Source organism: Mucilaginibacter litoreus, assembly GCF_042676805.1.
GTDB classification, from domain to species: Bacteria; Bacteroidota; Bacteroidia; order Sphingobacteriales; family Sphingobacteriaceae; genus Mucilaginibacter; species Mucilaginibacter litoreus.
Map to the genome: position 1 here is coordinate 55,224 of NZ_JBHTHZ010000005.1, position 25,597 is coordinate 80,820.

General features: G+C 38.8%; 19 protein-coding genes and 1 tRNA gene. 8 read left to right on the plus strand and 12 right to left on the minus strand.

Annotated features, from left to right (window positions below; translation table 11 throughout):
* Positions 1 to 13: 13 nt before the first annotated feature.
* Positions 14 to 4,102, plus strand: a complete 4,089-nt coding sequence (locus tag ACFQZX_RS08365) for a hybrid sensor histidine kinase/response regulator transcription factor (RefSeq protein WP_377113716.1) — start codon at positions 14 to 16, stop codon at positions 4,100 to 4,102.
* Between the two features lie 15 nt (positions 4,103 to 4,117).
* Positions 4,118 to 5,008, plus strand: a complete 891-nt coding sequence (locus tag ACFQZX_RS08370; protein WP_377113718.1) for a hypothetical protein — start codon at positions 4,118 to 4,120, stop codon at positions 5,006 to 5,008.
* Between the two features lie 42 nt (positions 5,009 to 5,050).
* On the opposite strand, the gene ACFQZX_RS08375 is transcribed toward ACFQZX_RS08370, so the two are convergent.
* Entirely contained in the window at positions 5,051 to 5,734 is a 684-nt protein-coding gene (locus ACFQZX_RS08375; protein ID WP_377113721.1) for a hypothetical protein, read from the minus strand.
* Positions 5,735 to 5,881: 147 nt separating this feature from the next.
* Complete coding sequence (locus ACFQZX_RS08380; RefSeq protein WP_377113724.1) at positions 5,882 to 8,485, minus strand: hypothetical protein; 2,604 nt, start codon at positions 8,483 to 8,485, stop codon at positions 5,882 to 5,884.
* A 216-nt stretch (positions 8,486 to 8,701) separates the two neighbouring features.
* On the opposite strand from ACFQZX_RS08380, the gene ACFQZX_RS08385 reads away from it, so the two are divergent.
* On the plus strand, positions 8,702 to 9,319 hold the full coding sequence (locus ACFQZX_RS08385; RefSeq protein ID WP_377113726.1) for a phosphatase PAP2 family protein: 618 nt from the start codon (positions 8,702 to 8,704) through the stop codon (positions 9,317 to 9,319).
* On the opposite strand, the gene ACFQZX_RS08390 is transcribed toward ACFQZX_RS08385, so the two are convergent.
* The 5 genes from ACFQZX_RS08390 to ACFQZX_RS08410 all read right to left on the minus strand — a co-directional run bounded on the left by ACFQZX_RS08390 (position 9,316) and on the right by ACFQZX_RS08410 (position 16,189).
* Positions 9,316 to 11,556, minus strand: a complete 2,241-nt coding sequence (locus ACFQZX_RS08390) for a hypothetical protein (protein WP_377113729.1) — start codon at positions 11,554 to 11,556, stop codon at positions 9,316 to 9,318. The two genes, ACFQZX_RS08385 and ACFQZX_RS08390, sit on opposite strands and share 4 nt — an antisense overlap.
* Before the next feature lie 105 nt (positions 11,557 to 11,661).
* The gene (locus ACFQZX_RS08395) at positions 11,662 to 12,546 is read right to left on the minus strand and encodes an SdiA-regulated domain-containing protein (protein WP_377113731.1); all 885 of its coding nucleotides are present in this window, start codon (positions 12,544 to 12,546) and stop codon (positions 11,662 to 11,664) included.
* 42 nt (positions 12,547 to 12,588) lie between these two features.
* Positions 12,589 to 13,815, minus strand: a complete 1,227-nt coding sequence (locus ACFQZX_RS08400; protein ID WP_377113734.1) for a Pycsar system effector family protein — start codon at positions 13,813 to 13,815, stop codon at positions 12,589 to 12,591.
* An 81-nt stretch (positions 13,816 to 13,896) separates the two neighbouring features.
* A complete protein-coding gene (locus tag ACFQZX_RS08405) occupies positions 13,897 to 14,481 on the minus strand; it encodes a DUF1543 domain-containing protein (RefSeq protein ID WP_377113736.1) in 585 nt (194 codons plus the stop codon).
* On the minus strand, positions 14,459 to 16,189 hold the full coding sequence (locus ACFQZX_RS08410; RefSeq protein WP_377113738.1) for an FAD/NAD(P)-binding protein: 1,731 nt from the start codon (positions 16,187 to 16,189) through the stop codon (positions 14,459 to 14,461). The genes ACFQZX_RS08405 and ACFQZX_RS08410 overlap by 23 nt, the downstream gene beginning before the upstream one ends.
* Positions 16,190 to 16,252: 63 nt before the next feature.
* On the opposite strand from ACFQZX_RS08410, the gene ACFQZX_RS08415 reads away from it, so the two are divergent.
* Positions 16,253 to 16,675 carry a DUF1801 domain-containing protein gene (locus ACFQZX_RS08415; RefSeq protein WP_377113740.1) on the plus strand — a complete coding sequence of 141 codons (423 nt, stop codon included), beginning with the start codon at positions 16,253 to 16,255 and terminating at the stop codon, positions 16,673 to 16,675.
* A 167-nt stretch (positions 16,676 to 16,842) separates the two neighbouring features.
* Positions 16,843 to 16,916: transfer RNA gene (locus tag ACFQZX_RS08420), tRNA-Pro, on the plus strand.
* Positions 16,917 to 17,436: 520 nt separating this feature from the next.
* Here the strand turns inward: ACFQZX_RS08420 and ACFQZX_RS08425 are convergent.
* The gene (locus ACFQZX_RS08425) at positions 17,437 to 18,630 is read right to left on the minus strand and encodes a GAF domain-containing sensor histidine kinase (RefSeq protein WP_377113742.1); all 1,194 of its coding nucleotides are present in this window, start codon (positions 18,628 to 18,630) and stop codon (positions 17,437 to 17,439) included.
* Positions 18,631 to 18,935: 305 nt separating this feature from the next.
* Here ACFQZX_RS08425 and ACFQZX_RS08430 point away from each other — a divergent pair, with 305 nt between their 5' ends.
* Positions 18,936 to 19,919, plus strand: coding sequence for an aldo/keto reductase (locus tag ACFQZX_RS08430; protein ID WP_377113744.1), 984 nt, complete (start codon positions 18,936 to 18,938; stop codon positions 19,917 to 19,919).
* 282 nt (positions 19,920 to 20,201) lie between these two features.
* Here ACFQZX_RS08430 and ACFQZX_RS08435 read toward each other — a convergent pair whose 3' ends face one another.
* From ACFQZX_RS08435 to ACFQZX_RS08445, 3 genes are read right to left on the minus strand one after another with little or no spacing between them, the layout of a single operon-like run.
* Entirely contained in the window at positions 20,202 to 21,140 is a 939-nt protein-coding gene (locus tag ACFQZX_RS08435) for a hypothetical protein (protein WP_377113746.1), read from the minus strand.
* Complete coding sequence (locus ACFQZX_RS08440) at positions 21,137 to 21,991, minus strand: XAC2610-related protein (protein WP_377113748.1); 855 nt, start codon at positions 21,989 to 21,991, stop codon at positions 21,137 to 21,139. Before ACFQZX_RS08440 ends, ACFQZX_RS08435 begins: the two co-directional genes overlap by 4 nt.
* 27 nt (positions 21,992 to 22,018) lie before the next feature.
* Positions 22,019 to 22,663, minus strand: coding sequence for a hypothetical protein (locus tag ACFQZX_RS08445; protein ID WP_377113750.1), 645 nt, complete (start codon positions 22,661 to 22,663; stop codon positions 22,019 to 22,021).
* A 402-nt stretch (positions 22,664 to 23,065) separates the two neighbouring features.
* On the opposite strand from ACFQZX_RS08445, the gene ACFQZX_RS08450 reads away from it, so the two are divergent.
* Positions 23,066 to 24,076 carry a hypothetical protein gene (locus ACFQZX_RS08450; RefSeq protein WP_377113752.1) on the plus strand — a complete coding sequence of 337 codons (1,011 nt, stop codon included), beginning with the start codon at positions 23,066 to 23,068 and terminating at the stop codon, positions 24,074 to 24,076.
* A 297-nt stretch (positions 24,077 to 24,373) separates the two neighbouring features.
* Positions 24,374 to 25,006, plus strand: coding sequence for a TetR/AcrR family transcriptional regulator (locus ACFQZX_RS08455; RefSeq protein WP_377113755.1), 633 nt, complete (start codon positions 24,374 to 24,376; stop codon positions 25,004 to 25,006).
* Between the two features lie 512 nt (positions 25,007 to 25,518).
* On the opposite strand, the gene ACFQZX_RS08460 is transcribed toward ACFQZX_RS08455, so the two are convergent.
* On the minus strand, positions 25,519 to 25,569 hold the full coding sequence (locus ACFQZX_RS08460; RefSeq protein ID WP_377115311.1) for an H-X9-DG-CTERM domain-containing protein: 51 nt from the start codon (positions 25,567 to 25,569) through the stop codon (positions 25,519 to 25,521).
* Positions 25,570 to 25,597: the final 28 nt, after the last annotated feature.

The window sequence follows — 25,597 nt, forward strand, 5'->3', positions numbered from 1 at the left end:
ATTTTGTTTAACAATGGCTTTGCAGATTACGCCCTGTAAGGCACAGTACACCCTTCAGCAAATAGATAACAGTACGGGTTTATCTAATAGTTGCATAAATACAATTTACCAGGATTCTGATAATATCATCTGGTTTGGTAGTTGGGACGGTTTGAATTACTTTGACGGTAATACCATTCATGTATTTAATTATGAAAAGGGAAACAACAAAAACACCATAGCCAGCAATGTTATTTATCAGATAACTGGCGATAAAAGCCGTAACATCTGGATTGGCACTGTTGAAGGGCTGTCAAAATTTGATAAAAATACGGGTGATTTTATGAATTACTTTTATAACCCATCAAAAGCAAACTCCAGCGGGTTTACAGTATCAATAAATAATGAAGGCAAAGTTTATGCTGCTTGTAAAAACAGTTCAGATCTTTACAGCTATAATGCTGACGCAGATAATTTTACAAAAGTTAAGATCAAGGGGTTAAGCAATTTTATGCTTCTCAGGATGTTGTTTGACGATAAGGGAGTATTATGGCTGCTAAAAGATGAAGGTACTTTAGAAGCATTCAGATCTACTGATTATGGTTTTGAATCTGTTAAGCAGTTTCAAGCCGCTACTGATGTTGACAACGTGTTTACGGCTAATCATCAAATATTTTATACAACAAAAAACGGCCAGTTATATCGCATAGACCAGGGTTATAAAGCCCGTTTCGTAGCGCAATTACCACATGAAGTGCGTTCTATGAGTTTTTTTAAACAGCATTATGTATTTGCATGGGCATCAAAAGGTATAGGCGAGTATGACGAGCAGTTTAAGCCCGTTACCAATGTAGCTACTCAGATACCGGTTTTGCAAAATGTAAGGGTAACCTCCATTTTAAACGACGCGACAGGTTTGTTATGGGCAGGGACAGATGGGAACGGTGTTTTAAAGATCGCAAAAAAAGAAAACTATTTTGGCATTGTACAAAAGCAGCCCAACGGACAATCTTTCCATATACCTGTAAGGGCCTTTGCCCAAATTGATGGCGAATTATGGATAGGTACAAAGGGTAATGGCATAACCACCATAAAAAATTGGGGTAGTAAAAATCCTACCTTCTCCGCTATACGGTCATTTCATACCAATGTAGATCTGCTGGATAACTGCGTTTACGCTATAGAAAAGGGCAAGGATGGATTGGTTTACATCGGCTCGGACGCGCCGGGAATAACGTTATATGATCTGTATACAAAAAACTTTGTCAAATGGCAAAGTATCGGCAATAGCAACAAATATCCTGCATTTGGTTCTGTGCATTGTGTTTTATATGATACTGATGGGTCTGTTTGGCTTGGTCTTAATGAGAGCGGGCTGGTACATCTAAAGCTGCAAAGAAATGCAAACAGCGGCGTAGAGATAGCCTATTTACAACAATATCGTGCAACCGGCAATTCTAATGGGCCCGGTAATGATGTAATTTATACGCTTGCACAAGGAAGCAATAAACACCTTTGGATAGGATGCAGATATGGTGGCCTGAGCTTATTTAACAAAAGCACTGGAAAATTCAGTACCCTGAAAGCTTTTTCCTACAATGGCAGCATTTCAAACAATGATGTATTGTCGTTATATGTTGATAAGGCCAAACGGTTATGGGTTGGTACGAGTTTCGGCCTTAACTGGATAAACGAGGCAGATGCTATTAAAAGCGAAAAACCGGTTTTTAATAAGTTACATGCCGATAATGGTTTACCCAATAATACCATACATGCTATCAGCGAGGATAATGCCGGTAACATCTGGATAAGTACTAATAAAGGTTTAGCGAAGATCAATCCTAAAAGTTCAAAAATAGTTCATTATAAAGAGTCGGACGGGTTACAAAGCGATGAATTTAGCGACAATGCTGTTTGGAAGGATGATGCCGGCCTTATGTATTTTGGCGGTATTTACGGCTTTAACTACTTCCTGCCAGAAGATATCCATGTAAGTAATGAACAACCTCATCTGCTGATATCTGATATGCAATTCGCAGGTAAGGATCAGCCCGAACGCGGCCTGAAGGTTTTAACCCGTAATGGGGCAGTTTTAAGCCGTCATTACGTTTTACAGCCCCAGGAAAACTATTTTGAGCTTAATCTGCAGCCTATAACCTATACTAATTCGCAAAAATGCAGGTATGCCTATTTCTTGGAAGGCAGCGACAAAGACTGGCACTATATTGCCCGTAACGAGAAAATAATTTACAATAACCTGCCGCCGGGAAATTATACACTAAAAATAAAATGGTCTAACGGAGAGGGTGTCTGGACCCCGGGCGTAACTGCTTTTACAGTAAAAGTTAAACAGTACTGGTGGTTAACTCCATTTGCCTTCATAGTGTATGCAGCTATAGCTATAATTTGCACTTACTTGCTCATCAGGTATCGCAAGAACAAATTTTTGATGGAGCATGAGTTAAAAATGGAACACATGCTGCGCGAAAAGGATGAACACCTTCATCAGGAACAGATAAATTTTTTCACGAACATTGCTCATGAACTGCAAACACCATTAACCCTGATATTAGGGTCGCTCGAGCGTTATTTTTTCAAATCTAAAGGTAACCGGCAACAGGATAACGGTGTTGATTTTTTGTCGATTGTGAGCCAGGAAGCATCCCGGCTTCATTATCTTGTTCACCAGCTTTTAGAGTTCAGGAAAGCAGAATCGGGTCAGCTAAATAATCATTACAGTTACTTTAATGTTTCTGAGCTTTTGGCAAAGCGTGCGGATCTGTTTAATGTACTCAGAGATCAGAAAGAGCTTGATTTTTCATTGCATATCGAGCCCGGTATACAAATGTGGATGGATAAAGATAAGCTTGAAAAAATAGTATATAATTTACTGTCTAACGCTTTTAAGCATTGCGGTAAAAATGAGTACATTATTTTTTCGGCAGATACCTGTAAAGAAACCGGCCAGCTTAAAATTATAGTAGCCAACTCGGGCTGCAATTTAAGCGAGACGGAAGTGAGCCGGCTGTTCGACAGATTTTTTGTTGCCGATGGCACTCAGCAAACTAAAATAAGCTCGGGTATTGGCCTGGCCTTTACCAGGCAGTTAATGCAGCTACTTGGTGGAAGTATCACTGCAAATTGCGAAAATAACTGGATAGCCTTTAAGGTAATGCTGCCTTTAAACTATGTTCCGGCCCCTCATGAGCAAATTACGGATGTTGACAGGACTGAAGGCGCCTCATACATATTCAGTTCGCTTATTAAGGGTGCTAAAGTGGTAGCAGGCAGCTCTGTGGCTGATAACAATAAAAAATCCCTGGTAAAAAGCTTTGAACAAGATGAAAAGAAAGCTATACTGATTGTTGATGATGAGCAGTTGATAAGGTATTTACTTAAAGATATCCTGGGAGAAAATTACATTATCTATGAAGCTTCTACAGGTAAGCAAGCGCTGGAAGTGATACACCGATCCACCCCGGATCTGATCATAAGTGATATCATGATGCCGGATATGAATGGCCTTCAGCTTTGTGATCTGATAAAAAATACATCAGAAACCTGCCATATTCCATTTATACTGCTATCTGCCCGTACGGCTATACAGCAAATGACAGAAGGATACAGTTGCGGGGCTGATGCCTACATACCTAAGCCATTTCAAACAGAGTACCTGCTGGTAAGGGTGCAAAAGCTGCTTGAATATCGTGACAGGCTGCATAGAATGTTTATCAGCGGTAGCCTTGCCGCACAGCTGGATAATCGCGATATAAGCGATACCGACAAACGTTTTATTGAAAAGGTTACAAGGGTGATTGAAGACAACATAGATGCCGATCTGGATGGCGCTTTCCTGGAAGATGCCCTTAACCTTAGCAAAATTCAGCTTTATCGAAAGATAAAGACACTATCTGATATGACACCTACAGAGCTGATACGCAGCATTCGCATACAAAAGGCAGCAGGGTTATTAACCGGATCAGACCTTACCGTTTCAGAGATATTTTACCGGACAGGGTTTAACAATAAAACCTATTTTTTCAGAGAGTTTAAAAGGATATACAACTGCTCGCCCAATGAGTACAGGGCACAAAACAGGTTACCAGGTGTAAAGGTTTCATAGCGCTACTGATTGTAGATGAAAAAGCTTTTTACCATCTGTTTTTTGCTGCTGAGATATACAGGACTTGTATATGCGCAAACAGATTCTTCCAGGCTGCAAATAACTGCTTCAGGTGGTTATGAGCAGTTAAACCTAAAATGGTCAATAGCTGGAAACATCAATGGTGAAAAGCCCAATATATTATCTGAATTGCGGTGGAAAAATGTGGCCGGATCTGTGATCAACGGTTCATTGAATTGGCGGCTCTGGAAACGCGTGTATGCCATTGCAGGCTATTCGCGTGTTTTTATAAAAGCAGGTACGGTTACAGATGATGATTACAATGGCGACAACCGTACCAACCAGATTTATCATGATTTATTTAACGGAAACTTGGGGTTTGCCCGGCATTGGTTGGCCGGCGCGGGCTATTGTCTGGTTAATAAAGGCCCTTTAACCTTATGCCCTTATATAGGTTATTCCGAAAACACACAATCGCTGCATATACTTGACAGAACCGGAAATTCCCCTGATCTGAACAGCACTTATGAAACCCGCTGGAAGGGGCCTTTTATTAAAGTTTTAGCTACCTATGCTTTGTATGATAAAATACAATTCAACGGCATTATTAATTATCAGCAGTCGGTATATTCAGCCAAAGCCAACTGGAATTTTATACAAACGTTTCAACATCCGGTAAGCTACCGGCATACTGCCAATGGTTATTGGTTAACGGCAGGTTTATCATGCAGCTATATATTTAACCATCAATTGTCTTTTATGATAGGGGCAGAGCAATATTATGCGAAAACAGGCAATGGCACTGATGAACTTTTTCTGATAACGGGGCCTTCACAAAAAACACAGCTAAACAATGTTAGCCTTAACGGTTACCGTATTTTTGGAGGGTTGATTTTAAAATACTGACAGGCCCCTACGGCCCGTCAGTACTTATTCATGCAGATTTATTTAAAAAGTAGTCATGTTATACATTTCTATTTGCTGGCCGGTTGGGGTTGAACCTCCATACCAGTGATTGGTACCAACAAAGTAGTAGTATTTATTAAAGTAACTGCCGCTGTTATTGGTAAGGGTACATTTGTAAGCGCCATCAACATAAAAATCTACCATGTGTGTATTATCAGAGCGGGCCTGGCATTTAAAGGTATGATACCCATTGTCATTGTGTGAGATAAGCGCCGTGATGTACTGGCCGCCGCCTTGCAAATAGGCTTTTAAATCATTGTTTTCAAGAGTTTTAACGAATCCCATTTCGTTACCGTTCCATTGGCTTACGTTATCGCAAACAAATACCGCTTCCTCACTTGCTCCGCTGTTTGCATTACTGCCGCCCTTAAAACAACCATTAAACTGCATACCTGTTGCATTCTGCCCTGTTTTTTGTTGGGCTGCATCAATGTCAGTACTGCAATTACCTACCGGTATACATATCCCGTTTGTACCCGAGATATTGTATGGGCTTCCATTACATGTTTTCCATAAGTTAAAAGCACTTTGTGGTAAAGCGGCACGTGCTGTTGTTTTGCTGTCAACGGCATCAGTCTTTTCCACTTTGTTTGTGTCTTTAGCACAGCCAAAGCCTAAAGCCAACAGCATAATGCCGCCGGCAATCAGTTGATAAGTTTTTTTCATTATGAGATATAATTTGGTTTATAATTGGCCAAAACTATCTGCAACATACTTACCATCAGTCCACTAAAATTGCTTTTTAGTACACTTTTGCTATTCAGGGTTTATTTTGTATTGAACCATTGCTTATTTGTTAAATGCAGGGTTGTTCTAAAACCTGTAGTTTAATGAAAAGTAATGAATAGAACCCTCTGTAGAAAAGCCTTGAGAAAATTGGATAGAGATGAGCTCGGCCGGGTTGATATAAATACCACCACCATAACCATCGTGCCATTTGGATGACGACTCATCTGGCACCCATACACGGCCAACATCATTAAAGCCCGTTATGCCTATCGATCCAGGAAATAAGTAAGAGTTAAAGTCCAGTACTTTTAAACGAAATTCAAGCCCATTATAAAGCATGGTTTTACCGGTAAAGCGCCAGGTATGATAACCCCGTAGGGTTTGTATACCCCCAAGTTTTAATTGCTGGTAATAATCTGCATTGCCTATGGTAGTGCCAAGGCCTGTACGGTTGGCAATAATAAGCGTAGAGTCGCCTCCGGGATTCAAGTAAAAGTTAAATTCGGTAAAAAACTGTCCAAAGCGCCTGTGGCCTTCATTAAGGTTTTGCAAGCCAATGAAATTAGTTGTCCAGTAAATGCCCCTGGTAGGCCGTTCGCTGTTGCGTGTATCGAATTCGGTACCCGCTACAATACCGGTCGAAAACTGATTTGAAAACACCTTTTGAGAGGGGTTTTGCACGTTGTAAGTACCTAAAAACTTAAATTTATTATTATCTGCAGAACTGGTATAAAACTGCCCCGTTAAACCACCGTTTACAGTAAACTTACCATACCTGTGTGATAACCTGATATCGGCGTTTATCAGATCATACCTATTACGATAATATTCCATTGATTTTACGTTGTCATCATCATCGTCTTCTTCATCAGGGTCTCGGTACTGGTTTCTAAGGAAAGGAGTTTCATTGCCAACACCAAAAAAATTGTTTACACTATTTGGCCCGCGCGATTTAGCGTTGATAATTAAGTTATTATTGCCAATAGCTTTTGTAAAAACACCCTTATAACTTATTTCGAATGAATGGCGTGCCAATGAATAATCAACTAAAAATTCATTACGAGAGGCATACGGCTCTTTTCTGAAACCATGTTTTGTTATGGCAAAACCGCCAACAATCGAAATACCATAATCATTGTTGTACTGAGCAAGTATTATTGGTTCAAAACGATCAAACTGATAGCTGTCTTTTTCGTACTTATTTACGCTTGTATCTTTAGATAACCTCAGGGTTGCACTTGACCTGGAAGGCAGAATGTTTTTTTTGTCCGATCGGTCGTAAATGAATAATTTGCCCTTGTTATTTACGCTGTCACTTACAATAAATGTATCCGTATCCGAGCCGCCTATCATGCGTACTTTTATTGGCGAATGGCCCGCGCCCGTGACTTTAAATACATCCTTGCCATCAAAGCCATAAAGCCTGACTTCTTTGGTAACCTGCGGATCAAATACACGCTGATAGATAACCTTTGCTAACTCGTTGTCTCTGTTTATCTTATATACAGTTAACTCAAGTGTACCGCCGGATGCTTCATTGATAGAAAAATGCTCTTTTTTATCAGACATGGGTATCTCAACTATCTGCGAAAGAAACCTGTAATACTCAATACCCTGTTGCATCATGTTGTCCCGACGGGCTTTCATGGTGCTGATGAGTTGCGGGGCTGATAGTTTATAAATTTCAGGAGGCAGCCTTTCAAAAGCGTTTTCTATAACAGCATCAGTAAGGTGCGCCTTAACATAGCTTAGTTGTTCTTTCCAGTCGTTCTCACCTAATGGAACTAAAAAGTAGCGGTCAAAGTACTGCCCGTTCAGGTTCCATGATTTGATGTCCCTTATCTTATCATGATAAGGCTGAAATTTTGATTTTAACCACTGGTGTGATACTATCCACGGGAATACGCCTGATGTTTTATAATAAACCTGGTCACGATCCCTCGGTATGGGTGTATACAATTTGCCCTTTCCTGCTGTGTCCTTGTCCCATCGCCATTGGTCGTCGTGCCTGTCCCAGTCGCCCAATATCATATCCAGCAAACGAGCTCTTAAAACAAGTTTTGCGTTGTACCTGGTATCGTTGTCGTCTTTTAATTCCTTTTGCACTTTTTTGGTGTTATCAGTATCCTCAGATTCAAGCGGTTCACGCTCCTCAAAAAGAAATACTTTATTGGCAAAATCTTTACGATATTTTCCAAGCGCCGGGTCATCAGGCACATATACAATCTGCGGGTTGGCATGTTTAATGTCTAACGCATCAGCTAAAGGCGGTACAGTTAAAGCAGCAAAAGGATTAGCCGTAGAAACCTGGTCCTGTAAAATATCTCTTGCAACTGAATGCCGCAAATTGGGAGGTAATACTCTTTCAGCAAATTTTTGTACGGTTCTCAGCACCCATTCATGCCCTTGTTTATCTTTAAGCCTTAACGACTTTGTTTGCATACCACCGCCTTGCTGTTCTATGGTTAAGCCGCCTTTCTCCTTACTTAAGTGAAACACCTTTAGCTTTACCGGTACAGCCCAAAGCTTACGATAATTTTCACCAAGCAGTATACGATGTAATTTGCTTACTTTATCATACTCGGGTGCAACTGCAACAGTTACGCTATCATTAATACTTTTTTGTGCAAAACTTTGCTGACCGGTAAATAACAGATATATACATAGGGTAAGGGTTATATATTTCATCAAAAAAAGCCAGGTTATGTTTTGCAAAAATATAGCAATGTTTTGTTAATGTTTGCAATTAAAAATCTGTAGAATAAGTTATGATGCGTTCAAACCCTAATTTATTGTTGAAATTAAATTTCTTATAAATTAAGAATAATAGCTTAGCAATAAGTTATCAGCTTTTACGTTTATTCCAGGTAAAAAAAGTAGTTATTACCCTTTGCTATTTCTTTAATGAAATTTAAACTGTTTTTAACGGTGCTGATCTTTTCAGTATCGCAAACCATTGCCCAAAATTTTGATACTAAATTATTAGCTAAGATCAATCCGAACTCGGGCGAGAGTAAAACATGGGGATTCATTACAAACAATGCCATACCGGTTTCTGTAGCCACGCCTTTTGTAATGCTGGGCGTTAGTTTGATAAATAAGGATGAGCAACTTAAACGTAATGCTATTAATACCGGGGTGGCGTTATTAGCCAATGGTTTAATAACCAGTGGCATAAAAAATACTATACAACGCCAGCGACCATTTTTAGCAAATAAGGATATTATATTTTTACAAGGCCATACCTCAGGTTACTCATTTCCTTCAGGTCATACTTCTACCGCTTTTGCAACCGCTACTTCACTTAGTTTATCTTTTCCTAAATGGTATGTAATAGCACCCAGTTACACATTTGCCGCCGCTACAGCTTATTCAAGAATGTATAGGGGCGCGCACTATCCTGGTGATGTATTAGGAGGGATAATTGTGGGAACCGGCAGCGCCTTTCTTACCTGGAAATTACAAAAGCTGATGTACCGCCATAACAAGGTATATGACAAGGCTTTTGTAACCAATGATTAAGAGTCACAATTAACGCCTACTCTGATTGCTTTAAGGCCTTTTAATCCCTGCAGGTCTTCAAGTTCAAGATATTCAAGATCATTATTCAAAAGATTTTGCTGCTGCAACTGTTTAATATAACTCTCGTACTCTTGTACATCCTCAGACGAAAAATAAACCATGGCTATTTTACCGGGTTGTGTTAAACGATGGTTAGTGTTTTTTACCAAAACCTTGTCAATCCGTTTTTTTATTACCTCATACCTGATGTTGTAAGCCCCTTCTACGTCAAAACGCCGTTCATCATTCCGAAATGTGATATCAATGGTGTTGTTATTGATAAATATAAGCTGAGTTGTTTGCAAGTCTATCGGTAATTTTGCCCTTAAACGCTGGTTAAGGCGGGCTATATCTGCCATAGTTTTAAGCTGCCATAATTTCACTTTGCCAAGCATACCTGTATTGAATGGCAATTTCGGTGCAATAGATTGACCTATGTAAATGTTGTATTCTATACCATCCGAACGGAATTTATCAAAATAGGCAGGATAAATTTTTTGCAACTGGTGTTTTGAGTTCTCAAGATAATTGCTGATGGCGATGTTAATGGTTTGCATTGATGTTTCCAGCTTTTGTCTGTTACGATAGCCGGGGCCATCACAATCGGCATTTATTAAAGCGATGCTCTTTTTAACCTGTTTACTTGAAGTACGTACGGCCCTGAGAAAGGGAAGCATATTTTTTTTCAGAAAACGTGTGATTTTAATCTCATCGGTTGTACTTAATGTTTGGCTGGTTTGCTTTAAAAAAACACTTAATTTTGATTGAATTTGTTTAAAACGCACAGAGCTATAATTAACATTAAGGGTTTCAAGTGTAGTTTTTAAGTATTTGAGGATAAACTGGAAATCCTGTTGCACAGCAATATTACGGGCAACGGTGGAGTTTCTGATATCAATTGCCCCAAACAAAGGGTAAACATCTTTAAAACACACCGTTTCCATACGGCGGTGATTGTTAGCCTTTTCAGCGATTAAATAATTAAATCCGGCCTCGTAAAACTTCCATGATACTGGTGCCTGCAATGCTGTAAAATTTTCAAGTACTATCTGGTCAATCGAAATGTTGTAGTTGTCAATACTATTTTTTACCATTTGGGCCAACAACGGCAACGCATTCTCTAATTTTAATAGCAAATTTTTAGTTAACACATTTCTCTTATAAGAGAAAACCTCTAATACACCAACTATTTGTGAGTTATAAAATAAAGGAATTGCAGCAAATGATTTAGTGTTGCTGAGTGATAAAGCATTTAAAAAGGCCTCGTTATCCTCAGAAACATCAACTGGTGCATAAAAAGTTTTTTTCAGGTGGCTGATACGAGTCAGAATAGAATTATAAACGCTTTCAGGATCCGGATTATTTTTAGCTGTTTGCATAACAATGCTTTGGCTATACAGGCCTAAATCAAATGCTTTGGGATTATTATTGATCCTGAAAAATGGAAGTACGCCAAATTCAATATCATTAGTGCCAACAATTTCTTTCAGGAGTTTGAAGGACTCCGTAAACGCAATTACCTCATCCGCATTTTCTTCTATCAGGATGTTCTTTAATCCGTCAATGGCGTAACGCATCGTGGCATCTGTTAATGTAATTACCGAAAAGCCTTTTAATTTGAATTTATTTAGAGGTAGGATAGAGGCAAGGGTATCAATTCCGTTATGTTCTTGCAGGTAAACGTCTATAAAGTCCGAACTGAGTTTTGGCAGATCGCCCTCAACTTCTACATCTATAAAGGTTGTATCAACATTGATCTGGTAATAACGGGTTATTTGATGCTGAGGATCAGTATGAGCATGAAATATCTCATTATCTAACACGCCGGGTAAATTATAAAGCTTTTTAAGTATTAGCCTATATGCATAACCGTAGTATTTTCTGAGCAATTGTTCTTTTTCATTTTCAGTATCTTCAGCGTTGGTCGATTTTTTTTGCTGTACAAACTCATAAAACGGATCTGTGCTGTATATTACATCATAGGGTATGGGCGTACTTAGCGCCCAGAAAAAAGGCCTGTTATCTAAAATTGCAGGAGAGAGGGTAGCATAAATAACCTCTAATAATTCTGCATATTGTTCAGCATCAGTAACTTTTATTGTATCTTGAGTTTTTTTATCTCCCCAAAATTTATCCAGGATATGTTGATAAAGTTTAGCTTTTATACCAACTTCTGCATGTTGTTTTTTGAGTATCATTTTAAAGAACGGCCCGAAAGACAACTCTTGCTTTATGAACGATGGCGAAAAATTACTTGTGTTGAGCTGGAATAAACTTGTTTGCATTTAAGAATTATTTGCAATTTATCTGCCATTATTTACCGATGCTTTGTTATAAACAAACTTCAAAATATTTGCGTTGCTTAATTCATCCCCTTCGTTAGAAATGTACATGTTTCCATCCTTGTCAAAAGCTATTCCCTCAGGTTGCAAAAATCTGGCACCTTTAAGTTTATAAGTATCTTTAACATTCCATTTTTCATCGGTTATAACCAACATATTATTACTTGCCGAAATAATATACCATTGTTTATCAACCGGGTTCTTGGCCAATCCGGATGGCCGGAAAGTATCTGACTTTTTATCTGTACCAGTAAGCGGGGTTTTAGCGTTGATAGTAAAGCTGCCGGTTTGTTTAAGGCTGTCTGCAACGGTTTGTAAAATATAGCCACCAATCAGTTCTTGTTTGTTTTTGCCACCACAGTTTTTACAAAGCACATAAATTTTACCCGATTGATTGTCGGCGTACATGCCTTCATATTCTGCTTTAGGTAAAATGTGCTTACTCTCTGTAACATTATCAGGTTTGTCCCGGTTTACTTCATTTAAACTAAAGCTAAATATTGTACCGTTACTTTTCAAAGCATATATACGATTATTTAACAATGTAATATCTTCATAATCGCCTTGCTTGGCAAAATGCGTGTATTTTACTTCGTTGTCTCCAAGGCGCGAATAATATACCCTTCCGTCTTCATCCTCAATACCATACACCGTATCGGGTTGACCATTGTTAAATGCAATTCCGGATATTTCGAGCAAGTCCTCATGCATTCTAAAGCGCTGTGGCTTGGTAAGGTCATATCCCGCAGGGCTTTTGAAAGGCGTGTTTTTTTGTGATTGTGTGCAAGCCGTAATTAATAAGAACAGAAATAAAGTAAATACGTTTAATTTTAACAAAGCAGACATCGGTTTGATTAAGTGAACAATTATATAACCTGCTTATAATTGTTAATGTTTGATGTTGAGTATGGATGTGATCAAAAAAGCGAAAACAGATATAATCAAACCAAACATGAAAATATTGTAAGAGTAACGCAGTAAACGGTATTTTTTCCCTAAAACAACACCTTGCGAATAAATATCGGTTATTAAACTACCGTATAAAAATTCACGGTCTTCCATCACTTTCATCATACCTGCTTTGTAATTATCAAGGCTCATGCTGTAAAAGTTACCAAAAAACAACAGATTCACCTTCTTTTCGTCAACATCTCTTTGCGTATATGTACCGTCTGGGATAGATGGACGGGTAGCTAAAATTGCAAATACCATGGCGGCCAGGCTTATTATAATAATGATCAGGGTAGGTATAACAAAGTAAGGATAATCCTCCAGCCTTCTTAATAATAAACTAATGATGGCTGACAGAATAATTGAGTTTACAGTTATCATGATATTGGCTTTATTATCTGCCAGATCACTTAAACGCTGATGGTTGGTTGAGCTAACCCTGAACATGGTTTCTATGCCTTTGTCCGGCCGTTCTTTCTTTTTCATGCCTGAAGCTTCGGTACCTTTACTATTCAGCAATGGTGCTTCTTTAGCCTCTTCCTTTGCCTTTTTGGGGTTTTTTAATTGCCAGTCGGTTTCTTTTTTTATAAGGTAGAGCAGGTTTTTTTGCTTTTCGTTATCCAGTAGTAAACGGCAATAATCGGTATAATAGTGATGCTGCTCCATTAACTGAATGGTTTTTACCCTCCACTGATGATTGCTGATATCTTTACCTGTAATGCCTTCAACCTCTTTATGCATAGCTTTGGTTTTCTTAATAAAATCAGGTATTCCCAAATGAAAAAGGTCGGCATCGCATATGATCTGTTCTAACAATCCTGATGGATTTTGAGGCATTTGTGTAGCCATTATACACTTAGTAACCTGATCAATAATATTTATATCTATTTGTATGGATTTCAGATATTCCTGAGCCAGCTCGGCGCTATGCTGCTCATGTGCTGAAAGGCTTTTCAAATAGCCGGTATCATGAAACCAGGCAGCAGCCATTACAGTAAAATAATCAGTATTATTGAGCTGATAATGGTTGGCAATTTGAGCACAACAGTTTACAACATCTTCTGTATGCTGCTGATTATGATAAACAAATCTTTGATCAGAGTGCGTTTTAAAATAAATCAAAACATGCTGCTTTACCTGCTCTAATTGGCTTTGATAATTCATTTGTGTGATATTGATTAGTTTGATAAACGTTATAGCGTATAAATGTTTTATCAAAACATGAAGCGCGAGCTTTATTAATTGTCAGATCTTATCAAGCTTAAAATAACCTAAATGAATTTCGTCCTGAAGCTTATCTGCACCCGGGATCACTTGTATATGGTATTTAGCCTTATGATGCCTGGCAAGTATTTCTTCTACCCGATAAATTTCATCTACATCTATACCATATTTTTCATCAATATGTGAGTTGGCGCCTTTTACAGTTTTGATGGTGCTGTTTTTAAAAAAGATTGTCTTTTTTGCATCTTGTACTGCCGAGATACGGTCGGGTTGAACAGTTAGCATGATATAATGTTGTTCTTCCAGCTTATCAGGCTGATAGCCACCTAAGTTAATGAAAAAAAGCTTTGGACCAGCTTCATCTGTCTTTTCATCTTTCGGTACCACCTTTATACTGTATCCGTCTACATTATTGATCTCCCGCCATCCGTCGATATGAAGGCTTGTGCCCGCTTCAGGCCAAAAGGCTTTTATTTCCGGGACAAGTTCTTTTAATGATCCGGCAATACCAAAAAAGTAATCATGCTGTTCTACATTTCGGTTAGGTGCTTTTGAGCCTAAAAGCAACATATATAATTTAGGTTCAGTTGCTGATTGCTGGTTCATCTTTAATAATACTTTCAATGATCTTTTTTGACGCCGCTTCACAAAAATCCAATCCAGAATAATCAGGATTATAACCACCAATATACGGTACAGCCATTATATAAACCCTTTCGTTATATGCGCCATATTCATCAACAGTTTGAAAATTATCGTTTATAACAACACCCGGTACGTTAAGATAATAGTTTCCTTTGCCATCGGTTTCCACTTTGTTGTTTCCGCTGTTCATGGCCGCTAAACCCGTATCAGCATTTCTAAATTTTAAACGGGCGGGTGTAATAGTATGTTTGTTTATAAGCCCTTCATAGGGGAAATCTTCATAATTTAAATGCGGTTGCCCAACGCAATCTACATATGTATTATAATAGATCGTTTGCTGTTTTTTGTTTTCATCTATATAGTGATAAATAGCGCCGCCGGTGTTTACTGGTTCTACATAACTATCATCATCTACAGTAATCAATTCAAGCAAACCGGCTTTATGCAGTGCAAGCATTTCTTCGACAGAACTTTGAGGTACGAATGCTATAACTACTGATATGAGCGGCATAAGTGTTTTTTGCAGTCGCATCATATCTTCGGCAGAAAGATATTTAGCAGGATAATTCATAGCAAAACTTAATATGGCCAACATTTCCTTCCAGTAAACAGATCTGCGCTGTTCGATAGATTGTGCCGCCTCGTCATACTCCATTTTCAGAAGATCAAAGGGGTCAATACTTTCCCTAAGCTGCATCATACTGTCTACAAACTGTTCTATACTTAGTAGTTTTATTTTTTCATAAAACTCAGGGCGTTTGAGTTTAAAGGCCGCTTTAAAATCTCGGTCAAATACATAATCCAGTGATAAAAAACCATCGTTCTGTTCCCGATGCTGTTGTATTTCATCTGGTGTAAGAGTTTCGTTCTTGGATAGATGTGGGTCTTCAAGATGAAACCTTACTGCAGGTAATAGTCCGTTACGCGAGTGCATGATCAGCTTAAAACCGGTACTTGTATCCTTTAGATGATAAGTTAAAATACCGTTCTCGTCTTTAGTATAATCTCCGTTATAGCGTGATAAGGTACGTAAAGCATCAATGGCCGTAAGCGACGATCCTTTGATGGCTACAGGTGTGTTACATTCAAATGCCAGCTTAGAAGGAGGGTAGGGCGAATCAAAAAATCCTTTTATTTTGCCCTCATTGGCTTTAGGCCAGTTATGCCCGCTACAAATAATTATTGCATCAAAATTATATCTTTCTGTACCGTTTACCTCAACAGTCACCAACTGCTGATCCTGTACATCAATAATGTCTGTTACTTCGCTGTTGTAATTCACATTAAATTGCATGCCGGCGGCCGAAGCTTGCGCTTGCAGCAGTTTGAATTGATGTGACAGGTACTGGCCGAAAAGCAGCCTTGGCAGTACCTTGTATTCATTAAAATCATTCTTATCGATGTGATACTTATCAAGGGTATCTTTATGTACCGTTTTAATCCAATCTACTATTGTGGTAACAAGCAAAGGTATCTCATTGCTTGATACGTTAGTAACATGCTCGTCATTTGCACCATCCGTAGAATAGGGCATGCCGGCACCAACCTGGTTGTTCTTTTCGAAAATTTGTATTGAAACGTTCTTGTTGCCGGTATCTACAAAACGTTTAAACATAAAAAGAGCACTTGGCCCTCCGCCTATGATAGCGATACGGGAAATATTTTTCAAGTTACTTTAAGTATAAATTCTCCATAATAATTAAATTAGTTATAAATTGTTTTGACAGTTGCTATGGCAAAAATTAAAACCACCCAAACCGCTGAAAATGTAAGCGATTTCTTAAACAACATTGAAGACAAAAACAAACGCTCTGACGCGCTTGCACTTGTAGATTTAATGCAAGAAGAAACAGGGTTTAAACCCAGGATGTGGGGGCCTTCAATTATAGGGTTTGGCAGCTACCATTACAAATATGCAAGCGGACATGAAGGTGAGGCACCGTTAACAGGTTTCTCACCACGGGCGAAAGAATTTTCCTTATACCTTTCACGAAATTTTAAGGATAAAGAAGTATTACTTAAAAACCTTGGTAAATACAGGGCGGCAGTGGCTTGTATTTATATAAAGCACTTGAGCGATATAAATCAACAAGTGCTCAGACAAATGATAAGAGCATCTGTAGCCGATATTAAAGCTACATATCCCGAAAATTAAATCCTTATACTTTGTTGTTAAAGCACGCTTGTAATCTTTAAATATACATTCAATAAAAATTAATGCTTTGCAAATGAATTTGTTAGGCAATATTACCTTATTCTTTTAAAAAAAAGTTTGCAGGTGTATACAAAAACGCTACTTTTGCAATCCCAAACAAGACCAAACGGGATGTAGCGTAGCCCGGTATCGCGCCACATTTGGGATGTGGAGGCCGCAGGTTCGAATCCTGCCATCCCGACAAAAAGCGATACCAACAAGTATCAAAACCCTGTATATGTCTCATATACAGGGTTTTTTGTTTTATTCAAATCCTTCTCAGTACATACTATTCCATACTTTATGTGAGCTATGAGGTGAGTAAAAATCAATTTATAGATTTACTCACCAGAAAGGGTATAATAACTTGATGTACAGTTATTTGCATCATTTAAAATTAGACTAAAAAAGACACATTTAGACCACTCTTTTTTCCTTCGAGGTGAGCTTTTGGGCTTTATCAGTTCAAAACAATTTTTTATTAATCTAAAATTCTGGAAAAAAATGAGGACAAGTAACACGTTCGGTATTCATTTCGCACTACGCAAAAAACGCTTAAATAACTGACTATCAATATTTACATTCGAATAGTCGTAAACAAAAGTCGCTAAGAAGTTGCCTTGAAGAGACAGGTAGCAGCGTCAGACTGGAGTGAAGCCAAAGGCATGGCAAGACCAAAAATGACGAGTTGCGTAAATTAAATACGCACCTGGAGCAGCTGATCAATTATGCAACTGCATGGCAAAAGTAAAACAGGTCGCTTCATCATTAGATTGAACACTTATCGTACCTGCATGAGCTTTTGCAATCTCAGCGGCTATGTACAGGCCTAAACCAAGACCTTGCTGCTTTGGTTCAATTTCGCCCCTTGAAAAGGGTTGAAATAACCGTTCCCTGACAGCTTCCGGGATTTTTAACCCGGCATTGATAACGCATAATTCAAATGAACCGTTTCGCTCTGCCGTTTTTACAATAACAGGCGTACTTTTACTTCCATGAGTTAGTGCATTACTTAGTAAATTAGAAAGTAGTTGTGCAATTCGTTGTCCATCCGCTTTTAGTGCGGTATCAAATTGATTATGATATTCAATTAAATGATTTGGCCAGACCAAACGAAGTTCTTCTATCACATGGGCTATGATATTTGCTATCGGTTCGTCAGTCTTGATATTCAGCGTCAAACCTCCGCCTAACCGCCCGCTGGCAAAATCCATCAAATTACTCACCAGTATTTTCATACGATAAGAAGAATCCTTTAGTATGTTCGCAAGCCTTTTGGTTTTTTCGTCTAAGGGCATCCGTAGTAAAGCCTGTGCAACAGTCGATATTGCGCCAATTGGGTTCCTAAGATCGTGGCCCAGAATAGCAATAAATTGCTCCCGTAATTCTGCAATTCTCAACTCTTCGTTCAGTTTATCTTGCGTAAGTTTTAAGCGATCTGCAGCATCTAATTGCGTCGCAATAAGTTCTGCAAACAAACTAAACATCTGCCTGACCTCTGAAGTGTTTACAGGCGCAGGTTCAGGGTCAATTGCACATAAGGTACCGAAAAATGTACCATTTTTAAGTTTGACCGGAACGGAGATATAACTCTCAAAACCATATTTGGCAGGAGTGTGATGATTAGCGTAAACCTCGTCTGCACTAACGTACTCAATAATAACAGGTTGTTGATGCTGCCTAATCTCGTTACAAATAGTCGTTCGTATTTCCAGTTCACTACCCGGTACTAAACCAAAATTGATCTTGTCCAGTACAGCGCAAGTAATCCAGCGGTCTTCTGTTACACGTGCAACAGCTGCAAAACCCATTCCGGTCGTGCGGCAGATCATTTCTAAAATGGACGGTATTGCCTGTATTTGACTAATTGCTTTGATATCTGCATCAAAGTCCGTTAAATCACTATGCAGAAACATAAAATAAGATGGTTGATGTAACTATGTACAAAATAACTAAAAGATCTTATAATGTCAAACATGAGGTTGTCACATCTAAGTGACCCAACCCAGGCTACGTTTGCAGTGTTGTAACTTTACAAAAGTTGCTGTATTGATACAGCTGCAATTATGGCTATGTCTTTTATTGATCTAAATTTAGCTTTTACCGGGCGCAAAGCAATCTACCTGTGAAAAAAAGTTATTGTTACCCGTGTTCTGTATAAGTTGTGTGCGGAAAACAGCAGGATATTTGTACCATTGAATATCAAATAACATCATATACTATGCAAAAGAGAAAGTTAGGAACAAGTGGATTAAAGGTTTCAGCGCTGGGCCAGGGCTGTATGGGGCTTAGCTTTGGTTACGGACCAGCCACTGAAAGATCAGCAGCGATTAAATTGATCCGCAGGGCGGTTGAACTCGGCGTAAACTTTTTTGACAGTGCCGAGGCTTATGGACCTTATACCAACGAAGAACTGCTGGGCGAAGCTCTGGTCCCATTTCGTAATGAAGTGGTGATCGCCACGAAATTTGGTTTTAAAAATGCCACTACTGCGCAAGGTACAGACAGCCGCCCCGAAAATATCCGTGCCCACACGGAAGCGGCCTTGAAACGTTTAGCTACCGACCGTATCGATCTGCTTTACCAGCACCGTGTTGACCCTAATGTGCCGATGGAAGATGTGGCTGGTACGGTAAAAGACCTTATCGCTGAAGGTAAGGTCAAATATTTTGGCATGTCTGAAGCCGGTGCAGACAGCATTCGAAAGGCACATGCAGTGCAACCGGTAGCTGCGCTGCAAAGTGAGTACTCTTTATGGTGGCGCGAGCCCGAGAAAGAGATATTTCCGGTACTGGAAGAATTAGGCATCGGTTTCGTTCCGTTTAGCCCTTTGGGCAGAGGCTTTCTGACCGGCGCCATCAATTCAGAAACAACCTTCAGTGATAACGATGTACGCAAACTGGTACCGCGCTTCAGTGAAGAAAGCCGCAAAGCCAATCAAAAACTGATCGATGCATTGGCCGACATTGCCAATAGAAAAAATGTTACCAACGCACAGGTGGCCATTGCCTGGTTATTGGCACAAAAGCCATGGATCGTGCCCATACCCGGTACCACTAAGATCAGCCGTCTTGAAGAAAACGTAGGCGCTGTCAATCTCGCATTAACCGAACAGGACCTGCAAGACATTGAAAATGCTTTAAGTGCGATCAAAATTGTGGGTGACCGATACTCGCAGCAAATGCAAAGCATGGTGGGTAAATGATTATTGAGCGTTAGTTACAAATACATTTTATATATATGAACAGGTTACGCAGCGACAATCTGTGTAGCCTGTTCTTTTTCGCTTTATTACAGCTTGAAATACTATCACTATCCTTCCCATGTATTAACTCGCCAGGACGGTCAACATGATAGTTAATAAGACCACGATGAGCAGGTAGATACCACATAGCTAATGTTCGTTCTGACTGCGATGTCTGTTTCCTGTCCCGATAAAACTGACTGTAGGTGACGTTGTCACGTATCGGCTTTTGAAAAAAATGTTTTAGTTATTTAAACGATTAATTTTCCGAAATTTTCCATCGGCTTGTAATTGATAAGTTGCCGCTGAACTTTCCACCTGCGGATCATTTATATATCCTGTTATGTCACCCTGTTCGTTATAGGTGTAATGTTCAATCTGATTTGATTTAAGTTTGATAATTCCTGATTTTTCGATGCTAAAGTCGCGATAGTACTCTACTTCAAAAGTGAACCTACTGTCCAAAAGCAGTACATCTTGTAATTGGCCTTGCTTATTGTAACTGTTCAGTTGAATATTCAAAATAGGTCTATCGTTTTCGCCTGTTACATTGTAAACGATGATCTTACAATTCATTCCGGCAAGTTGGAACTGATCTGCTGTCAAATACCGGTCGCCCGGCTTTATCTCATACCCAAAAGGGCTTTCCTTAAAGGCAATGCCGGTATCAGCATAAGTTTTCAGGGTATATCCTTTAGGTATTACTAAAGTGTATTTGCCAGTTTCCTTATCTCTTTTATAGAATTTTTGAAGTTCCGTTGATATAATGGGCCACTTGATGCCTAATGACTTCGGTCTGTCATCGTCATTTCTTTTTTGTGCAATTACTGCAGTTACGGGTGAAAGAAAAACAGTATCCTGACCGTTTATGAAGCGTTCGGTCATAGTTTCACCCGAATGAATGATGATTGTTTCTGCGGTATCCGGTTTATATCCTTTTTTTGAAAATGTAATAGCATCAGAAACCTCATTACTGTTATTATTTTCAATAACAAAGTATCCGTTTTTGTCAGACTTAACTTGTTGGTAATTATATTTTACCGAAACATCTTTTAATGGAATATGCCTTTCCTTGTCATAAATGTAGCCTTTGTATTCACGCTTTCCACATGAAACAATTGAAAATAAGCACATTATTGAAATGAACGATAAAACGGCTAAGGGCTTTGAATGTCTGTTCATAAGGGCTTATTTTTTTCTGTAGAGCGGAGCCAGATAAGTTGATTGTTTTTACTTATGCGATAAACATCCTGCCACCAACGCGCACCTCCCCGGCAAGCGGTGTATAATAGCCTTTCTTTTGCGTTCAGCGTAACATCGCAAAGGCAGGAACATTTTGCACGGGCATCCTGGCTTTCCTTTAATTGCATAAAATGTTTGGTTGCCACATCATACAGCCAGATATTGAAGGTTTGATAAACACCCATTCCAGCATCCGGAACCGAAAAGGCTACGTCATCATAACCATCAAAATTAAAGTCTTTGATATAACATGATCTCCTTGCGTCCGGCGCATCCAGTGAAAGGAAGTTAGGAGTGATGATCTTGCCATCCGGATAGGTAAACATGAATTGATCATCTGTACTCGTCCAGGCAAAAGTAATGAGCACATTATGGAGAAGGTATTTTTGTATTTCGTCACGAGAGTCTTCTTTACTCGCACCTGCCAATTTGAACCGCATGCCGTCTTTGTGACGCATGTACCAGGCATCTGTTACCTTACCTGATTGTTCAACTACTCCGTAGCTGCCTGTAGCCTTTCCTTCCACCAATTCATCCCACTCATAATAATAACCTTCTGGCTGCTTTTTAGTGTTTTTGAGAACGCTGGTTGTGAACTTTTTTAGCCTTAAAGCCAAATACCCGGCCTTGCCTTTGTATTGAGCAAGGGCTGCTTTCCCTTCGTTAGTGCAGTAAATGCGTAAACTGAATGGTTTACTCTGATCAACCGATATTAATTCAAATGATTTGGCATCGGCCATAGCTGTAATCATAACAAAATATACTATAACACTAAAAATTCTACTCATCATAAAGTCATTAGTTAAATAGTAATTGTTTTAACACGGAAACCACCAATGTATAAAATACAGCTTTCCGTTTTTGATGAAAAGGTTAACGTGACCGTCAGATACGTTGTCATCATCTTCTCTTAATTTTAAAACCTGAAGCGTGCCTTCATCAGCAACATTCATTGTGCCGATATTTTTAACAGCATTAGGAAATATTCTGCGCAGATCCGCCAGCGTTGTGTTTTTATTGAGTTTGTATCGATGAAAAACAAGAAAATCTCCGTTTGTAAATCTTATCTCGTCGATAGCTATTTTATCTTGTGAACATTCAAACCTTGAACCGTTTTTATATAAATACTTTGCCTCAGGATCAACAGACCCATCGGCCCCCTGGAAAATATTTGTGCAAGGTTCAATGTCGCTTAGTAACTTAGAACTATCCGGCTCACCCAGTACCGACTTAAACTCATTCAAAGTGAAATAACGTTTCAATCTGCCGTTCAAGAGTATATCTTTCTCAGCCATTACTTCTATAGCATTATTAGTACCGTGTATGCTTTTGTCACCTTGCCGGGAATATGTTATGCTATTTTGAAAGTCTTTTAAGCTATCTGTTCTTTGTTCCGGTTTTTTTGATGTTTCAGATGTATTTCCTCCACAGGAGGCCATGGTTAAACAAAAAATAAGGTACACTATTGATGAATGGCGCAAAGGGCATAAGAGCTTTGAGGCTGATCTGCTTTGGCCAAAGGTTTTTTCGTTAAAAAGAATGGTAAAGTTGTGCATTCCGTAAGGCTATTAATATTTAATAATTATATCACTATATTGTGATATAATATAAACATTACGCGCTTTAAAAAGTTTATCGTGGTAGATTTATTACGATAGTTGGATTTATTGTTTTTCCGGCATGGATTTATAACAAATGTCGGGCAGGATAAGATAGAGGGAGCACCAGGAACTTATCTATCTGTAATTTATTAATGTTCGATCGTAGACGAAAGGTTTATGAAGATGTTATATGGATTTTGCACAGTCGCCATTATTGGCCTGTTAATATTTCTTGGTTTTCAATTTTTTGTAAAACAGCAAATCGTGGCAGATGATCTTCCAAAGGAATTTGAGAGTTACAGCTCACTTGACAGTTTGAATGTGATCAAAGCCAAAAATGCATCTATGACACTATTGTTGGAAAGTACAGAAGATATACAATCCTTTTTGACCCCGGATAACGAGGTAATCGTCTATACTATTCCACAGAAAACGGCAAACTCTTTTTACAAGATCAGCAAGAGTGGTGTTGTTATCGACTCGTTGACGATCAACTGCAGACCGACAGATATTGCCTTTGTCAAAGGTTATATTATCGATAAGAAGAACCATCAGTATTATAAATGGAGTTTTGACGGGAATAAGCAGGCCAACAGTATCACCCTGCAAAACGAACACCTTGATTGGGATTTGCAAAAGCAAAAGCAGCAATTTGCAGATATTGTAAAAAAATCTAAGGCTGTATTTGTAGACTATCGAACTGATAGCCCTGAACCTCAAAAACCATCAAACGATGGTGAAATTCAGGCCGTACCATCTATGCAAACTTATACCACCCTAACTTATTTTATAAATGATAAATGTTTCCGGTTTTCTACCAAATTGGATATAGGTAAGGATTTTCCGTATTCCTATACAGAACAACTGCTTTTAAATAATCTGTTTAAACGCATTAATACCAAAGTTAGCGGTAATAAAGAGATCATTAGAACCCCCAATATACGATATCGCTATTTCCAAAAGCTTAAGCTCGAGAAAGTTCGCTTTTCAGGAGGCGGAGGAAATGCAGCTCCTTTTGACGAGATGCTTTTCCATGGGTATCTTTTCACGGACGTTATATATAAAGCCGATACTTTAAAATTAAAAGAGTTCATGTATCTTGAAAAGAAATGGCACCAGTCGAGCATTGAAATAGACGGGGAAAATATTGGCACGCTTACTAAGAATAAAAGGCAGCCTCCGCATAATATTGATGCCTACATGTATTATACCAATCCGCAATTAGCCTATGCATTATTTACTAATGATGACAAGAGGCTTTATCTGATCAAATAAGTTACTAAGTGATGAATAGATAATAATTAAGCTGCTCATTCTGAACTTGTGCGCACTCTCAGCATTCGATTTAAAACAAACCATCATAAAACATCAGCTAAGTCAGGCACTATATTGAAATAACCTGATATACGCTGCAGCACAATAGCGAGCAGCGCAAGTAAGTTTATGAAATGACGTTTTTAAAATATCTGGATGACAGCGATTATCTTTCAGATACTGGCAAGAAAGGGAGACGAATTTGGTCTTTTCTAAGATTCGGAAAGGCTTTATTTTAAAAAATCAACGCTCAGGCAAATGACAAGAAAGATCACTAACGGCCCTGTTAGAAACAAGGAACGTACTAAGGCGACATTGATAAATGCGCTCGGAAAAATATTGAATAAGAAGGGTTTTGCAGGCTTAAGCGCGAGCAGCGTGGCCAAGGAAGCAAAATTAGACCGGCGGCTGATTTACGATTACTTTGGGGACCTTGAGGGACTGGTTAAGGAATACCTTAACAACAAAGATTATTGGAAAATGGAACCTGAAGATGTTGAAGATATTGTCCTGGAAGCCAGGAAAGATGCCGGAAAAACGCTTGCATTTAACGTATTGGAAGATCAGTTTGATAGCCTGATCGGCAATGAAGAAATGCGTCGCATCATCGCATGGGGGCTAAGCGAAAAGTCGGCGATGTTAAAGGAACTTGATCTGAAGCGCGAAAATGTTGGGGAGATTGTACTATGTGAAGTATTCGACAAGCATTTTTCAGATAGCGAAGTTAATTTTCGGGCAATATACGCTTTACTGATGGGAGGGGTTTATTATCTCACCTTACATGCCAAAATGCAGGAAAATACTTTTTGCGGCATTGATATTCAGCAACCGGCCGGACAAAGCGAAATTAAAAAGGCAATTAGGCAGATGCTTGACCTGATATATAAATGATGCGTCGGTTAGATTAGTAACGGTATGAATGGTATATGAAAAAGCAATACCATTGTCGCGCTATTTTGTTTGTTTGCATTAACGCGTTGATATGTGATAGCGGGCATCAAAAAAGGCGACTCAAACGACCATAAAACGCAGTAGCACCACATCCATATTAAAAAATAGGCAGTTGAAAGTGCAAATTGTATCACTTAAAATTAAAATCTTTGTTTTTACCGTAAAAAGCCGGATTTCGATGAAACAAAGCGCCTCCCGAATGTAATAAAGTGAGTCGAATGTATTACTTTCTATAAAGTGCTGTAATACAAACATTATAGCGTTTGGTTATTGTCCTGACGGCCCTTAAGCCTAAGTCGCCTTATGTCTTAATATTTTCACAATTCTGTTGTATATAATTCCTGACAGGTTCCAGGTGTATCCTCCGCTTGTATTTACAAACTGAATGACAACCGTATCTATATCACTAAGGAAGCATAGGTCATGCCGAAGCCTTTATTGTAATGATCTGACTACAGATAAACACCATCCATATACAAAATGTTGACTTTTCCCTGATGCATAATTAGACTGACTATTCCTTAGTTTTGT

Bases quoted from the DNA above. Each gene is read 5' to 3' on its own strand.
- ACFQZX_RS08365 (WP_377113716.1), top strand. From the start codon at position 14: ATGGCTTTGCAGATTACGCCCTGTAAGGCACAGTACACCCTTCAGCAA.
- ACFQZX_RS08370 (WP_377113718.1), top strand. From the start codon at position 4,118: ATGAAAAAGCTTTTTACCATCTGTTTTTTGCTGCTGAGATATACAGGA.
- ACFQZX_RS08375 (WP_377113721.1), bottom strand. From the start codon at position 5,734: ATGAAAAAAACTTATCAACTGATTGCCGGCGGCATTATGCTGTTGGCT.
- ACFQZX_RS08380 (WP_377113724.1), bottom strand. From the start codon at position 8,485: ATGAAATATATAACCCTTACCCTATGTATATATCTGTTATTTACCGGT.
- ACFQZX_RS08385 (WP_377113726.1), top strand. From the start codon at position 8,702: ATGAAATTTAAACTGTTTTTAACGGTGCTGATCTTTTCAGTATCGCAA.
- ACFQZX_RS08390 (WP_377113729.1), bottom strand. From the start codon at position 11,556: ATGATACTCAAAAAACAACATGCAGAAGTTGGTATAAAAGCTAAACTT.
- ACFQZX_RS08395 (WP_377113731.1), bottom strand. From the start codon at position 12,546: ATGTCTGCTTTGTTAAAATTAAACGTATTTACTTTATTTCTGTTCTTA.
- ACFQZX_RS08400 (WP_377113734.1), bottom strand. From the start codon at position 13,815: ATGAATTATCAAAGCCAATTAGAGCAGGTAAAGCAGCATGTTTTGATT.
- ACFQZX_RS08405 (WP_377113736.1), bottom strand. From the start codon at position 14,481: ATGAACCAGCAATCAGCAACTGAACCTAAATTATATATGTTGCTTTTA.
- ACFQZX_RS08415 (WP_377113740.1), top strand. From the start codon at position 16,253: ATGGCAAAAATTAAAACCACCCAAACCGCTGAAAATGTAAGCGATTTC.
- ACFQZX_RS08425 (WP_377113742.1), bottom strand. From the start codon at position 18,630: ATGTTTCTGCATAGTGATTTAACGGACTTTGATGCAGATATCAAAGCA.
- ACFQZX_RS08430 (WP_377113744.1), top strand. From the start codon at position 18,936: ATGCAAAAGAGAAAGTTAGGAACAAGTGGATTAAAGGTTTCAGCGCTG.
- ACFQZX_RS08435 (WP_377113746.1), bottom strand. From the start codon at position 21,140: ATGAACAGACATTCAAAGCCCTTAGCCGTTTTATCGTTCATTTCAATA.
- ACFQZX_RS08440 (WP_377113748.1), bottom strand. From the start codon at position 21,991: ATGATGAGTAGAATTTTTAGTGTTATAGTATATTTTGTTATGATTACA.
- ACFQZX_RS08455 (WP_377113755.1), top strand. From the start codon at position 24,374: ATGACAAGAAAGATCACTAACGGCCCTGTTAGAAACAAGGAACGTACT.